Genomic DNA, 14,111 nt, shown 5'->3' with positions numbered 1-14,111 from the left:
GATCCCGCGGCCTTCGCGACGAATCACCCGAGCTGATCGAGAATGGCCGGATTCTCCAGCGTGGAGACATCCTGGGTGATCTCTTCGCCCGCCGCAAGCGAGCGCAGCAAACGGCGCATGATCTTCCCGGAACGGGTTTTCGGCAGATTCTCGCCGAAGCGGATTTCCTTGGGCTTGGCGATCGGCCCGATCTCCTTGCCGACCCAGTTGCGCAACTCATTCGCGATTCTGATCGCCACGTCGCCGGTGGGCCGCTCGCCCTTCAACACCACGAACGCGACGACGACTTCGCCGGTCGTATCGTCAGCGCGCCCGACAACAGCGGCCTCCGCAACCAGCGGATTGGCGACCAGTGCCGACTCGATCTCCATGGTGCCGAGCCGGTGGCCGGACACGTTGAGCACGTCGTCGATGCGGCCGGTAATCGTGAAGTAGCCCGTGTCTTCGTCACGCACCGCCCCGTCGCCCGCGAGATACAGCTTGCCGCCGAGTTCTTCAGGAAAGTAGCTCTTCGTGTAGCGGTCCGGATCGCCCCATACGTTGCGCAGCATCGAAGGCCAGGGACGTTTGACGACGAGAATGCCGCCCTGCCCGTTCGGCACGTCGCGCCCGGTCTCATCGACCACCGCGGCCATGATGCCCGGCAACGGCAGCGTGCACGAACCCGGCACGAGCGGCGTGGCGCCCGGCATCGGCGCGATCATGTGACCGCCCGTTTCGGTTTGCCACCAGGTGTCGATGACAGGGCAATGGCTGTGACCGACGTGCTCATAGAACCACGTCCACGCAGCCGGGTTGATCGGCTCGCCGACCGTACCGAGCAGACGCAGCGTCGAAAGGTCGAAACGGTCCGGATGAACCTTCGGGTCGGACTCGGCCAGCTTGATCAGCGAGCGGATGGCGGTCGGTGCGGTGTAGAACACCGTCACCCGGTGTTTCGCGATCATCTCCCAGAAACGGCCGGCGTTCGGCCATGTCGGCACGCCTTCGAACACGACCTGGGTTGCGCCGATTGCCATCGGACCATACGCAATATAGCTATGACCGGTGATCCAGCCGATGTCGGCGGTACACCAGAACACGTCGCTACGCTTTGCGTCGAAAGTCCACTTCATGGTTTGCGCGGCCCACATCAGGAAGCCCGCCGTGCTGTGCTGCACGCCCTTCGGCACGCCGGTCGAACCGGACGTGTACAGGATGAAGAGCGGATGCTCCGCGCCCACCCATTCCGGCTCGCAAACGTCACCTTCGGCTTCTGTGAGCTCATGCATCCACAGGTCGCGTCCTTCATGCCACGCGACCTTGCCGCCCGTGCGCCGATAGACGATCACGCTCTTCACCGCGTCGCAGCCGCCCATCGCGAGGGCTTCATCCGCAATGTTCTTCAGAGGCAACGCCTTGCCGCCGCGCATCTGCTCATCGCAGGTGACGAGCGCGATCGCACCCACATTGACGATCCGCTCATTGAGCGACTTCGACGAAAAGCCGCCGAACACGACCGAATGGGTCACGCCGATCCGGGCGCAAGCCTGCATGGCGACGATGCCTTCAATCGACATCGGCATATAGATCACCACGCGATCGCCTTTTTTCACACCGCGGGTTCGCAGCGCGTTGGCAAAGCGGCTCACCCGTTCGAGCAACGCGCGATAGGTGACATGCGTGACCGTACCGTCGTCGGCTTCGAAAATCACGGCGACATGGTCGCCGTTACCGGCTTCGACATGGCGATCGAGGCAGTTATACGAGGCATTCAGGGTCCCGTCTTTGAACCATTCATAGAACGGCGCGCGGGATTCGTCGAGAATCGAGGCAAACGGCGTTTTCCATTGCAGTGTTTCGCGGGCGAGACGGGCCCAGAATCCGGTGTAATCGCGCTCTGCCTCGGCGACCAGCGCGCGATAGGCATCCATGCCGGATATCGCCGCGTACGCCGCTACGCTGGCGTGTGGAAGGAATGCCTGGGGCTCTTCCAGAATCGAATCGGTAGTTGACATCACGTCTTCCTCGCACGCTTTGAGCGTGCTTGAGAAATGCTTTCCGGCGAGCCATTGCGCCAAAGCAGCGCAAGTCACCGGCCAAGGCAAAGTAGCTCGGTCACGGAGATCGTGACTCGAGAAATTGCTTCGTTTCCCGTCGTTGCGTTACGTCAGGAACTTGTAATGACGGTGCTCGTGCAGTGAGCGGAAGTCGGTACGGTGGCGTACCGGTTCGGAAATCCGCTTCTGATCACCGTCACATCCGCATTCGAATGCGCGTGGCCTGAAATGGCCTAATGCCCAGGCATCAGCCGTAAAGACGAAGACGTAGCGAAAATTGTCGCAGGGCGTCGATGCGACTTTGTTCCGCACGATGGCACCAGTCCTGCAACTGGCAGAGTAGTTGTTCACGCGAGAGATTCGAACGCTCCCAGATTGCCGACAGGTCGTCGCGCAATTCGACGTAGACACGAAGCGTCGGCGCATTGTCGTATAGCCCCTTGGGCACCGGTCGACGCGCCTTGGCTTGCCCTGCCTGCCCATCGTCGCGAAACCAGCGTCTGACGCCACGCATCAGCATGGCTTTCTCGCGACGGCTGGTGTGTTTCACATGCACCAGTTCCTGCCGGAAGGCGCGTTCAGCTGTTCGCGCAAAACTCGCCATCACCTCGAAGCGGTTTCGAAGTACGGCTTGCAGCGTATCGTCGTCGATCTCCGCTTTGCCTTTGACCAGATGCGGCCGCGGCGCCACTTTCCTGACCGTGGCCAGCCCGAGCGCGGCAAGCACGCAAATGTACATCCAGCCCATGTCGAACTCGTACCACCTGTTCGACAATTTTGCGGATGTCGCATACGCGTGGTGATTGTTGTGAAGTTCTTCGCCGCCGATCAGGATGCCGATGGGAATCACATTCGTGCTCGCATCAGGAGGGCCGAAGTTGCGATAACCCCAGAAATGACCCAGCCCGTTGACTACTCCGCCAGCCCAGAAAGGAATCCATATCATCTGGATGGCCCATACCGACACGCCGACAATTCCGAACAGCGCGACATCGATCACGATCAGCAGGCTGATGCCGAGGTTTGGATACTTCGCATACACGTTGCGCTCCATCCAGTCGACCGGTGTGCTGTGGCCGAACCGGCGAAGCGTCTCCTCGTTTTTCACCTCGGCGCGGTAGAGTTCGGCACCGCCAAGCACCACCTTCCAGATGCCCTTGATCTGAGGACTGTGAGGATCCTCCTGCGTCTCGCACTTCGCGTGGTGCTTGCGGTGGACCGCGGCCCACGTGCCCGTCACCATGCCGGTCGTCATCCATAGCCACAAGCGGAAAAAATGGCTGGCGAGAGGATGCAGGTCGAGCGCGCGGTGAGCCTGGCAGCGGTGCAGATAGACGGTTACGCTGATAATCGTGACGTGCGTCGAAATCAGCGTAGCTAACAGAATCTGCCAGCCGGAAAGGGCCAGCAGACCATCGGAGAGAAACGCGAGTGAGGTACTGAACAAGTTGCCTCTCTTTCTACAACAACGTAGTGCCGATCTGAATGTCTCGCTACCGATCAATCATATTTCGCGGCGTGCGAGACCTTCAGAATGCCCGAATCCGTATGAGATGTCGGTACGGTGCCGCACCTGTTGCGGACACTTCATGCTTGAGTAGGCAGGACATTCCGGCCTCGGCGAAGGCCGCCGCGTTCACTGGCCGTACACGTCGAAGTCGAAATACTTTTTCGCGATCCTGTCGTATGTGCCGTCCGCGCGCGTGTCGGCGATCGCGTTGTCGATCTGCGCCTTCAGGTCGGTGTCTTCCTTGCGCAAACCGATCGCAGTGCCGCTTCCGAGCGTCTTCGCGTCGTAAAGCGCGTTGCCGGCAAATGCAAAGTCCTTGCCTCGCGCCGTGCGCAGGAAACCGACGTCAGCTTGCACGGCGTTCTGCAGCGATGCATCGATGCGGCCAGCGATCAGGTCCGAGTAAACGAGATCCTGATCCTGGTAAGCCACGATTACCGCGCCAGCCGGCTCCCAGTAAGTCTTCGCATAGGTCTCCTGGATCGAGCCCTGCTCTACGCCGATTCGCTTGCCCTTCAGCGCTTCGGGCGTGGGTGTGATCGTCGAGCCCTTCTTCGCGACGAGACGGGTCGGGATACGGAATACCTTCGAAGAAAATGCGATCTGCGCCTGGCGCGCCGGCGTCATCGACATGGTCGACAGCACGCCGTCGAACTTGCGCCCCTTCAGCGCGGGAATCATTCCGTCGAACGCGTTTTCGACCCACACGCATTTCGCGTTAAGGCGGCGGCAGATTTCATTGCCCAGGTCGATATCGAAGCCGACGAGCTTGCCGTCGGCGGATTTCGATTCGAATGGCGGATAGCTCGCGTCGACACCGAACCGCACGGTCGACCATTCCTTCGCAATCGCGTTGCCGGATGAGACAGTCAACAACGCGATGGTCAGGCTTGCAAGCAGGGATTTCATGTTTCTCCTTTCATGACTTTTTAAACGAATGAGCGGCGGGCTCCGCTGCCGGAACCGCATCCGGCGCGCAGCGCCCGCCATTCGACCGTAATTCGTCCGGTCTTACCAATTCATTAAAAAAATCAACTCATGCGTACGGCGCATGGCAGCGCGTCAAACGGTCTGACCCGCACCGAGGTCCGCGCCTGTCGTCGGATCCGATTCAGCATCCGACGCGGTTCTCGCCGCCATTGCCTGCAATACCTTCACATCGCGTTGCGACACGTTGACGGTGGCGAGGCCATCGCCGCCATCCACGGCCGGCTCCGGCGACTCGACGAATTCCCAATCCGGACCTTCGTTCCATGGCCCGCGCGGCGCATCATCGCCTTGCGACATGTTGTAGTACACGCTCGTGTATTCCGGCACGCCAGGAAGCTTGCCCTGCGGAAAGTTCGGCTGGATCGAATGCAGGGCCTTCTCGAACGATTTCTGGTGGGCGATTTCTCGTGTCATCAGAAAGCCGAGTGTTTCCTTGATGCCCGGATCGTCGGTGACGTTGATCAGGCGTTCGTAGACGATCTTCGCGCGAGCCTCGGCGGCAATGTTCGAGCGCAAGTCGGCCGTCGGATCGCCGATCGTGTCGACATAGGACGCGCACCAGGGCACGCCGGCCGAATTGGTCAGGGCCGGGCCGCCGCCGTATAACAACGCGGTCGTGTGGGAGTCGTTTCCTCCGCCCGTCATCGAACGATAGAGCTCTGCCTCCGCCTCCACGGCTTCGGCAAGCTGGCCCTTGGCGCTCTTGTTCAGCATCGCCACGATCGAGCCGACGATTTCCAGGTGACTCATTTCTTCCGTTGCGATATCGAACAACAGATCCTTTCTGCCAGGATCGTCTTCGCCGATCGCCTGCGTGAAGTATCGGCAGGCGGCACCGAGTTCGCCCTGAGGCCCGCCGAATTGCTCCAGCAGCAGATTCGCGAGACCCGGATTCGGCGCGGCGACGCGCACCGTGTACTGCAGGCGTTTGTTATGGATGAACATGAGGTTTCTCCGGTGATTGGCCGAAGCAATTCCCTACGGGTGCAGACGTGACCTGTTATGTCCCTGCACCAGTCTGGAATCGCGTGCGACCATGGATCAATCCGGACAGCGGTGCAACCGAATGGCTGCCCGCACCCAACGGTGGGCGTCCGGCTCTCAGAGCGGACGCTCTGGCGGATGCTCGGCGGAAATGCCGTGCATGGCAACGCATTGCCACTGAGTGTTCAGCATGCGCTGTGCCCATCGTGCAAATGCGATTGTTTAATTGGCCGTGCGGGGCCAGCACCATGGCTCTGCGGCAAAGCCGATCAAGCGAAGCCGCCTCCTCGCGAGTTCGATTGCCGGCAGCGCTCGCAGATATGGAAGTGTTATTTACGTGCCCGCCGCCGGGCACGTCGAGGCGGTACAGCGAATCTCTACCTGTCGCGCGGCAGTCGCACGGCGAACGCCTCCTATTGCGCCAGGATCGCTTCCATGTTCCGCAGGATGAAGTCAGCGAGTCGCATGTCCGCCCCGAATAGTGGCAGCAACAACCTTTGAACTTCATACGTACGCCACGCCCATGCCAAGCGGAAATAAGTCGTGTGATCCGGCCGGGTCCGCCGATTGCGTTCATCGGCTACACAGTCCGGAGAACCGGCGATGAAGCAGGTCCACTCTCACCATTTACTCATTGCAGACGACGACCCTGCTCTGCTCGCCGCGTACGTCCAGTATTTCGAGCTTCACGGCTACGAGATTCGAGCCACCCGGGACGGAGCCGATGCGTTGTCCGAGTACTGCCGGTGGTTTCCCGCAGTGGTTATTCTCGACGTTCAGATGCCGCGACTCGACGGTCGAGAGGTGGCGAGGAAAATCAGAGGTCTCAAGGGCAAGCCCATACCCCTGCTTGTCGCGGTGTCCGGGTTGTCATCGCAGTACGAGAGAGCGGCATCGCTCAGGTCCGGTTTCGATCACCATTTCGCCAAACCGGCCCAGCTTCCGGTCATTCTTTCCGCCATTGCTCTCCACTCACGTACCCAGGACCCGGACATTGCCCAGGTTCAGCGCCGTCGTTGACCGTCCGTTTTCGGGGCCGTGCGCACGCCGGCAATCCGGCCGAGTCAGCGGGCTGCGTGAAGCTCAGACGGCTCCAGATAGAAATTCCTGTTCCCCACGAGGCGCGCGACCATGAAGTCGATGAACGTCCTCACTCGCAACGGCTGCTCAGTACGATGACGATAGTGGATATAAACCGCCTCGCGCTCGGTGACATGCTGAACCAGCAACGGGACCAGGTGGCCGCTTCTGATCGGCGCGGTGGCTGAGAAGCTGCCGAGTTGACCAATGCCGAGTCCGGCGATCACGGCCGCTGTTTCAGCGTCGATGTCATTGACGCATAAGGCCGTCGCGATGTCGCGATAGACGATTTCATCCCCGATCAGGAATTCCCACGGCGCCTGCTTGCCCGTATTCGCGCGCCGGTATCCCGTGCAGCGGTGAGCGTCGAGTTCGTCGATAGTGCGCGGCGCGCCATGCCGCTCGATATAGGCGGGCGACGCGCAGACGATCAGCTGGATCGGCAAAAGCCGACGCGCGATGCTGCCGCCCGACGGCGGAGACCCGCCACGAAAGCCCACATCGGCGCGATCGGCAATCAGGTCGGTGAAGTGGTCGTCGAATTGCACATCGAGCTGCACGTCCGGATGCAATTCGGCGAATTCCAGAAAGTACGGCCACAGCACCACGTGCCCCATTGCCCTTGGCGCGCTTACCCGCAGCGGCCCCGCAATCTCGGCTTTCGAGCGCCGCGCGTCGTCGAGTGCGGACGACAGGACAGCCAAAGCAGGCTTCACGCTGTCGAGCAGGCCTTGCCCCTCCTCGGTCAGGCTCAGCTTGCGCGTGGTCCGATGAAAGAGCCGTACGCCCAGCTCCTTTTCCAGTTGCATGACCGCGTGGCTCGCCGCCTGCGGCGAGATGCCCTGATCGACGGCCGCCTTGCGCAGGCTGCCGAGTTCCGCCGCCCTGACGAATATGGTGATCGCGCGAACTTCGTTCACCGCCGGCCCCATTAGCAAATAAAAGTTGATTATCAGTCTAGCAATCTACGCCTAGTTCGTGCGAATCGATACTCCTATGATCCGTTCACCCCCACCCCAAACGTAGGAGAAACACATGGTCGAGCTCACGAAGAACGGTTTCAAGCGTGTCTGGTTCATCACGGGCGCGTCGCGCGGCCTCGGCGCGCTAATCGCCGAGGCGGCTCTGGCTGACGGCAATGCGGTGGTTGCCGCCGGCCGCAATGTCGCGGCGATCGTCGAGCGGCTGGGCGACTCGCCGGCGCTGCTGCCCGTTGCGCTGGACGTTACGGACGAAGCGCAGGCGAAAGCCGCGGTTCAAGCCGCGCTCGACAAATTCGGCCGCATCGACGTGCTGATCAACAACGCGGGATTCGGCTTGCTCGGCGCGATCGAGGAGTCCAGCGACGCGGACGTGCGCCGCATGTACGACACCAACGTGTTCGGGCTGCTGACTGTCACGCGCGCCGTTCTGCCGGTGATGCGCTCGCAGCGCGCCGGTCACGTCATCAACATGTCGTCGATCGGCGGCTATCGGGCCGCCGCGGGATTCGGCGCGTACAGCTCGACGAAGTTCGCGGTCGAAGGCCTGACCGAAGCATTGCGCGCCGAATTGAAGCCGCTCGGCATTCACGCGACTGTCGTCGAGCCGGGTTACTTCCGGACTGACTTTCTCGACGCGTCGTCGCTCGTCGTCGCGCGCGAGGTCATTGCGGACTATGACGCGACATCGGGCAACGTGCGCCGGCACGCAGCCGACATGAATCACAACCAGCCAGGCAATCCCGCGAAGCTCGCAGCGGCGATGATCGAACTGGTCGACGCGCAAACGCCGCCATTGCGTCTGCCGCTCGGCACCGACACGCTAAAGGCCATCGCCGAGAAAAATGCTTACGTAGCGCAGGAAACGGAAACCTGGAAGGCGCTGTCGGCATCGACTGACTTCAGCGCTTGATACCTGACGATCGGATAGACGAGCGCCGGATAACGGCGAGAGCGACAGAATGGGTACGCCCGCGGCGTACCCATTTGCGCAAAAGTGATTTCGATACCCGGTACTTCTGAGGCCTGCGGCCCGCACCTATAGTCAGCTCAGCTTTCGGACGCCAGCCCAGCTTCGTGATGGGCCCGCGTGAAGCTTTCCCAATCCAAAGGAACAGACCATGTTGACCCGCACGTCTTCGGCACCTCTCGTCGAATCCACTGCCGCAACGCTCGACGCGCAGTACTTCGAATACACGTCGTCAGCCAATCCGATCGGCGCGAAGCTCATCTCGCGCGTGCCGTTCCGCAATTTCCCGCCTTCGCTGTACGCGGACGGCGCGACCCGGGTCGTGCCGCTCGACCTCTCCGCCGAGTTGGGTTGCCCCAGCCCCGCGACCGGTCCCGGCCTGAGCGCCAACTTCCTGCGCGTCAACGCAGGGGACGCATTGACGCTCGCGCCGAACGCGACCTCGCAGGTTTGCTATGTCATTAGCGGGACCGGCAGCGTGACGCAGGCCGAGACCCACTTCCCGTTCGAGCAGGGCGATTTCTTCACGCTGCCCGGTGGCGCTGCCGCCGTGCTCTCCGCGGACGCAACGGCCACGCTCTATTACGTCAACGACGCGCCGCTGCTCACCTATCTCGGCACGACCGGCGTCACGCCGCGCTTTGCGCCGACTCGCTATCCGGCCGCCCAGGCGCAGGCGGAATTGCGCAAGGTCGCGCAAGAAGCCAACGCGGGCCGCCGCAACCGCATCAGCGTGCTGATGGGCAACGCCAACTTTCCGCAGACGCGCACGGTCACGCATGTGTTGTGGGCCATGTTCGGCATCGTGCCGCCCAACTCGATGCAGAAGCCGCACCGCCATCAATCGATTGCGCTCGACTTCATCGCCGGTGGCAAGCCGGGCGTCTATACGCTGGTCGGCACCGAACTGGATGAGAGCGGCAATATCGCCCATCCGACTCGCGTCGACTGGGAAGCCGGAATGGCGTTCGTGACACCGCCGGGATACTGGCACGCGCACTTCAATGAAACGGACGAAAACGCTTATGTGATTCCGATCCAGGATGCCGGTTTGCAGACGTGGCTGCGCACGCTCGACATCCGCTTCGTCCGTTAAGCCTGAAGCGCCAGCGCGAGTCCGTCGTCCCAGTACGGCGGCTCGCCGATCGCCCCGGCGTAGAAGTCAACGAACGCGCGCACCTTCGACGAGACGATTTTCTTCGGCGGATAGACCGCCCAGACCGCGGGTTCGGCTCGGCCGGTGCGCGCCTCCCACTCAGGCAGCACGTGCAGCAGGCGCCCTTCGCGCAAGGCCGTGGAGGCGAGCCATGTGGGTAACAGAGCAAGGCCGCAACCGGCCGCCGCGAGTTCCAGCACCGCCTCGGAATCGTCCGCGCGCAGGCGTCCTCGCAATGCCACCAGCACCAGCTCGGGCGATGCATGCGCATCCGCGATGCGAGTGAAAGACCATTTGTCGTCCGGCAGCAGCGCCAGGCGAAGCACATCGTGAGCGGCCAGATCCTCAGGGACGCGCGGCATCCCGTTCCGCTCGAAATACGCCGGGCTGCCGCAGACGATACGGCGATGCGGCGCAATCCGTCTGGCCATCAGCGACGAATCGGGCAGCACGCCGATCCGGATCGCCACATCGATGCCGGCTTCGATCATATTGAGCGTTTCGTCGGTCGAGACGATATCGAGGCCGATGTCAGGGTAGCGCGTCATGAACGCCGGCAGATGCGGCACGATATGCCGGCGCCCGAACGCCGGCGGCATCGTGACGCGCAGCATGCCTTGCGGCGTGCGATTCAGCGACGACGTCAGCTGGCGCGCGTCGTCGAGCGCCTGCAAGGCAAGCATCGCGTGCTCACGAAACAGCCTGCCGCCCTCGGTCAGGACGAGCCCGCGCGTCGACCGGTTGAACAGCGCAATACCCAGATCCTTTTCCAGTTCGCTCACATAGCGCGAGATGGTCGAGGTCTTGACCGCCATTTCATGAGCCGTCTTGCTAAAGCTCTGCAGTTCCGCTGCGCAAACGAAGGCGCGTACCGCGGCAAAGTAATCCATCGTGTGTTTAGTGTGAATCGAGCGTTCTGCAAAGAGTTTTCACGACAGAACCCGCGCAACGCTCCGCGCGCGAGCCTGTTCGATCACAGCAACGGCAGCGTCAGCCGGATGTGTTCCGCGAATACCGTGATCAGATGGGACGGGCGCTTGCGCTCGAACTTCAGCGTAATGCCTATGCTGGGCAAAGGCGGGAGCGCGGGGTCGCCATTGAGTATGGAGAGATCCGGGGCGACGGCAGTCTGCGTGATGACGGCGACGGCCTGCCCCGAGCGCACCAGGGCCGTGAGGCCGGCCAGACTGCTGCTCGCATAAGCGATGCGGTACGCCCTGCCTGCGCGTTGCAGCGCTTCGCAGGCCGCCACATGGTCGAGCGTATCCGGATCGGAAAGCGCCAGCGGCAACGGATCGAAATGCGCGCAATCCAGTCCCGGGTAGCCGACCCAGACCAGCGGCTCACGGCGAATGATGTCGTCGTTCGCGGCGTCATCGTCGTCGTTGTCGTCATCAGGCAGCGAGATCATGGCGAGGTCCAGCGCATGCATGTCCAGTTGTTCGAGCAGGCGCGGCGTGGGTGCGCACATCACCTCGACCAGTGCATGCGGATGCTGGCTCGAAAACTGACGCAGCAAATGCGGCAGGAAAACGGCGGCGTAGTCGTCCGGGCAGCCGAAGCGGATCGTTCCCGACAGCCCTTTGCCGGACAGATCGGCCATCGCCTCGTCGTGCAGCCGCAGAATGCGTTGCGCGTGAATCAACAGGCGTTCGCCGGGATTCGTCAGCACCACCCCGCGACCCGTGCGCTGGAACAGCGGCTGATCGACGATCTCTTCGAGGCGCTTCATCTGCTGACTCAGCGCCGACTGGGTCCGGCCGATCCGGTTCGCCGCGCGGCTGAGCGCCCGAACCTCGGCGACGACGGTAAACGAGCGCAGCAGATCGATTTCGAGTGAAAGACTCAAGGTATTAGGCCCGCTTCTATCTTCGATAAGAACTATTCGATTCTATGAAACCAGAGCGCCATCTAGACTGCAAGTTATTCCCGCTAGCCGTCAAGGAGAAGCAAGTGTCGCGAAACAATGATGCAGTTTTCTGGCGCAACGCCAAACAGCACCTCATCCGCTATGGCGGCACCTTCGAGCCGATGATCATCGAGCGCGCCCAGGGCAGTTTCGTCTACGACGCGGACGGCCGCGCGATTCTGGATTTCACCTCCGGCCAGATGAGCGCGGTGTTGGGACACAGCCATCCGGAAATCGTCTCGGTCATCAACGAATACGCCGGCAAGCTCGACCATCTCTTTAGCGGCATGCTGTCGCGACCGGTGGTGGACCTGGCGACCCGCCTCGCCGACATCACGCCCGACGGACTCGACCGCGCACTGTTGCTCAGTACGGGCGCGGAGTCGAACGAGGCCGCCATTCGCATGGCGAAACTGGTCACGGGCAAATATGAAATCGTCGGGTTTGCGCAGTCATGGCATGGCATGACGGGGGCAGCGGCATCCGCCACCTATAGCGCTGGTCGCAAAGGCGTCGGTCCGGCCGCGGTCGGCTCCTTCGCGATCCCCGCGCCGTTCCTGTACCGGCCGCGTTTCGAGCGCCATGGCGAATACGATTACCTGGCGGAGCTGGACTATGCGTTCGATCTGATCGATCGTCAGTCCAGCGGCAATCTGGCCGCTTTCATTGCGGAGCCGATCCTCAGTTCCGGCGGGATCATCGAACTGCCGGAAGGCTACATGGCTGCGCTGAAGCGCAAATGCGAGGAGCGCGGCATGCTGCTGATCCTCGATGAAGCGCAAACCGGCGTCGGCCGCACGGGCACGATGTTCGCCTGTCAGCGCGATGGCGTCACGCCCGACATTCTCACGCTATCGAAGACACTAGGCGCCGGCCTGCCGCTCGCGGCCGTCGTGACATCCGCGCAGATCGAGGAGCGCGCCCATGAATTGGGTTACCTGTTCTATACGACCCACGTGTCCGATCCTCTTCCTGCCGCCGTCGGTTTGCGGGTGCTGGATGTGGTCGAGCGCGAGGGGCTGGTTGCGCGTGCAAACCTGATGGGCGCGCGACTCAAACGCGGCCTGCTGGACCTGATGGAACGCTTCGACTGCATCGGCGACATTCGCGGCCGGGGACTGCTGCTGGGGATGGAGATCGTCAAGGACCGCCGTACGAAGGAGCCGGCGGATGGGCTGGGCGCGAAGATCACCCGCGAGTGCATGAACCTGGGGCTCAGCATGAACATCGTGCAATTGCCCGGCATGGGCGGCGTGTTCCGGATCGCCCCGCCGTTGACCGTTCACGAGGATGAGATCGACCTGGGCCTGGATCTGCTTGGGCAGGCGATCGCGCGTTCGCTGTAGTTCTTCGCGCGCGCTTATTGATGAGCATCTCCAAGCGGCCCGCGGGTTTCCCTGCTGAAGCGGCGGACCGCTTGGGGCGGCTGCCCGATGGTCCGCAGGAACGCCCGCCTCATTCGCTCGCGATCCGTCAGGCCGACTTCGTCCGCGATCACATCCAGAGATAAACGCCCCTTTTCCAGCAACAGTCTTGCGGCTTCGACCCGCAAATGTTCGACGGCTTTAGCGGGCGATTGCCCCGTTTCTGCACTGAAAGCGCGGCTGAACTGGCGTGGGCTCAGGCCGGCGACGTCGGCTAATTCCTCGACGGTCAAAGCATTGCGCAGATTGGCGTTCGCGTAGTCGATCGCCTTCTGGATCCGGTCGGACTTGGGCTCGAGATCGAGCAAGGTGGAAAACTGCGATTGCCCGCCGGCGCGGCGATGATAGACGACCAGCTTGCGGGCTACCGCGCGTGAAACGTCCTGGCCATGATCCCCTTCGATCATGGCGAGCGCCATGTCGATCGTGGCCGTCATGCCGGCCGACGTCCAGATCGGTCCGTCGACGATGAAGATCTGGTCTTCTTCGACAGCTACATTGGGGAAACGGCGCTGCAGGTCATGGGCGAAACGCCAATGAGTCGTCGCCCGGCGACCGTCCAGCACCCCTGCTTCGGCGAGGATAAACGCGCCCGTGCATGGCGCCGCGATTCGCCGTGACGTTGTCAAAGCGCGCCTGACGAACGCAGTCAATTCGCTCGAGACGATGTCGATCTCCACGCCGGAGCCGAACATGACGGTGTCGAATGCGGCGTCGGAGAACGGCTGCGTTTCCACCCGTATACCCGCCGAGGACAACACGAGTCCTCCCTCCTCTGAGAGCAGCGTCACTTGATAGGCGGGTTCTTCAAGCACGACGTTCGCCAGTTCAAAGGCGGTCACTGCCGCAAAGCCCATCAGATAGAAATTTGGAAATACAACAAAGCCGATCGTGTGCATAGCTTGCCCAAGGCATGTCCTGAATCGCTTGTATATATGACATTTGAGACACGGTCAACGGCGCTTATTCTCTATCCATACCGTTCGGGCGCACAGAGCCGGCCGGCCCGACGCCGCGATCGCGTGTCAGTCAGATTGTGCGACGCGCGTCCTTGGACTGAACCTCAAAC

At 62.0% G+C, this 14,111-nt stretch carries 12 protein-coding genes; 4 read left to right on the top strand and 8 right to left on the bottom strand.

Annotation, left to right across the window (positions count from 1 at the left end; translation table 11 throughout):
* Positions 1-23: 23 nt before the first annotated feature.
* The 4 genes from acs to PQR54_RS16030 form a co-directional block, all read right to left on the bottom strand.
* Positions 24-1,997, bottom strand: a complete 1,974-nt coding sequence (gene acs / locus PQR54_RS16050; protein ID WP_408247279.1) for an acetate--CoA ligase — start codon at positions 1,995-1,997, stop codon at positions 24-26.
* 289 nt (positions 1,998-2,286) lie between these two features.
* A complete protein-coding gene (locus tag PQR54_RS16040; protein ID WP_459251830.1) occupies positions 2,287-3,486 on the bottom strand; it encodes a DesA family fatty acid desaturase in 1,200 nt (399 codons plus the stop codon).
* A gap of 189 nt (positions 3,487-3,675) precedes the next feature.
* Positions 3,676-4,458, bottom strand: coding sequence for an ABC transporter substrate-binding protein (locus PQR54_RS16035; RefSeq protein WP_408247277.1), 783 nt, complete (start codon positions 4,456-4,458; stop codon positions 3,676-3,678).
* A 153-nt stretch (positions 4,459-4,611) separates the two neighbouring features.
* A complete protein-coding gene (locus PQR54_RS16030) occupies positions 4,612-5,484 on the bottom strand; it encodes a manganese catalase family protein (protein ID WP_408247275.1) in 873 nt (290 codons plus the stop codon).
* Between the two features lie 642 nt (positions 5,485-6,126).
* On the opposite strand from PQR54_RS16030, the gene PQR54_RS16025 reads away from it, so the two are divergent.
* On the top strand, positions 6,127-6,543 hold the full coding sequence (locus PQR54_RS16025) for a response regulator (protein ID WP_408247273.1): 417 nt from the start codon (positions 6,127-6,129) through the stop codon (positions 6,541-6,543).
* A 44-nt stretch (positions 6,544-6,587) separates the two neighbouring features.
* Here PQR54_RS16025 and PQR54_RS16020 read toward each other — a convergent pair whose 3' ends face one another.
* On the bottom strand, positions 6,588-7,523 hold the full coding sequence (locus PQR54_RS16020) for a LysR family transcriptional regulator (RefSeq protein ID WP_408247271.1): 936 nt from the start codon (positions 7,521-7,523) through the stop codon (positions 6,588-6,590).
* A gap of 115 nt (positions 7,524-7,638) precedes the next feature.
* Between PQR54_RS16020 and PQR54_RS16015 the strand changes: the two genes are divergently transcribed.
* Positions 7,639-8,496 carry an oxidoreductase gene (locus PQR54_RS16015; protein WP_408247269.1) on the top strand — a complete coding sequence of 286 codons (858 nt, stop codon included), beginning with the start codon at positions 7,639-7,641 and terminating at the stop codon, positions 8,494-8,496.
* 208 nt (positions 8,497-8,704) lie between these two features.
* On the top strand, positions 8,705-9,649 hold the full coding sequence (locus PQR54_RS16010; RefSeq protein ID WP_408247266.1) for a cupin domain-containing protein: 945 nt from the start codon (positions 8,705-8,707) through the stop codon (positions 9,647-9,649).
* Here PQR54_RS16010 and PQR54_RS16005 read toward each other — a convergent pair.
* Together PQR54_RS16005 and PQR54_RS16000 are read right to left on the bottom strand one after the other, a co-directional pair.
* Entirely contained in the window at positions 9,646-10,599 is a 954-nt protein-coding gene (locus PQR54_RS16005; RefSeq protein ID WP_408247264.1) for a LysR family transcriptional regulator, read from the bottom strand. The genes PQR54_RS16010 and PQR54_RS16005 overlap by 4 nt on opposite strands.
* An 83-nt stretch (positions 10,600-10,682) precedes the next feature.
* Positions 10,683-11,558 (bottom strand): LysR substrate-binding domain-containing protein, encoded by an 876-nt coding sequence (locus PQR54_RS16000; RefSeq protein ID WP_408247262.1) that lies wholly within the window; start codon positions 11,556-11,558, stop codon positions 10,683-10,685.
* Positions 11,559-11,662: 104 nt separating this feature from the next.
* Between PQR54_RS16000 and PQR54_RS15995 the strand changes: the two genes are divergently transcribed.
* The gene (locus PQR54_RS15995; protein WP_408247260.1) at positions 11,663-12,964 is read left to right on the top strand and encodes an aspartate aminotransferase family protein; all 1,302 of its coding nucleotides are present in this window, start codon (positions 11,663-11,665) and stop codon (positions 12,962-12,964) included.
* A gap of 14 nt (positions 12,965-12,978) precedes the next feature.
* Here PQR54_RS15995 and PQR54_RS15990 read toward each other — a convergent pair whose 3' ends face one another.
* Positions 12,979-13,941: a GlxA family transcriptional regulator gene (locus PQR54_RS15990; RefSeq protein WP_408247259.1), complete on the bottom strand. Its 963-nt coding sequence runs from the start codon at positions 13,939-13,941 to the stop codon at positions 12,979-12,981.
* Positions 13,942-14,111 lie beyond the last annotated feature (170 nt).

It is taken from the genome of Paraburkholderia phytofirmans, assembly GCF_046028095.1.
Lineage (GTDB): Bacteria > Pseudomonadota > Gammaproteobacteria > Burkholderiales > Burkholderiaceae > Paraburkholderia > Paraburkholderia phytofirmans_A.
The sequence above is the reverse complement of the archived record's forward strand: the minus strand, read 5'-3'. Positions and strand labels throughout refer to the sequence as shown.

What these genes read in the sequence shown, in the direction of transcription:
- acs (WP_408247279.1), bottom strand. Translation starts at nt 1,997, where the DNA reads ATGTCAACTACCGATTCGATTCTGGAAGAGCCCCAGGCATTCCTTCCA.
- PQR54_RS16035 (WP_408247277.1), bottom strand. Translation starts at nt 4,458, where the DNA reads ATGAAATCCCTGCTTGCAAGCCTGACCATCGCGTTGTTGACTGTCTCA.
- PQR54_RS16030 (WP_408247275.1), bottom strand. Translation starts at nt 5,484, where the DNA reads ATGTTCATCCATAACAAACGCCTGCAGTACACGGTGCGCGTCGCCGCG.
- PQR54_RS16025 (WP_408247273.1), top strand. Translation starts at nt 6,127, where the DNA reads ATGAAGCAGGTCCACTCTCACCATTTACTCATTGCAGACGACGACCCT.
- PQR54_RS16015 (WP_408247269.1), top strand. Translation starts at nt 7,639, where the DNA reads ATGGTCGAGCTCACGAAGAACGGTTTCAAGCGTGTCTGGTTCATCACG.
- PQR54_RS16010 (WP_408247266.1), top strand. Translation starts at nt 8,705, where the DNA reads ATGTTGACCCGCACGTCTTCGGCACCTCTCGTCGAATCCACTGCCGCA.
- PQR54_RS16005 (WP_408247264.1), bottom strand. Translation starts at nt 10,599, where the DNA reads ATGGATTACTTTGCCGCGGTACGCGCCTTCGTTTGCGCAGCGGAACTG.
- PQR54_RS15990 (WP_408247259.1), bottom strand. Translation starts at nt 13,941, where the DNA reads ATGCACACGATCGGCTTTGTTGTATTTCCAAATTTCTATCTGATGGGC.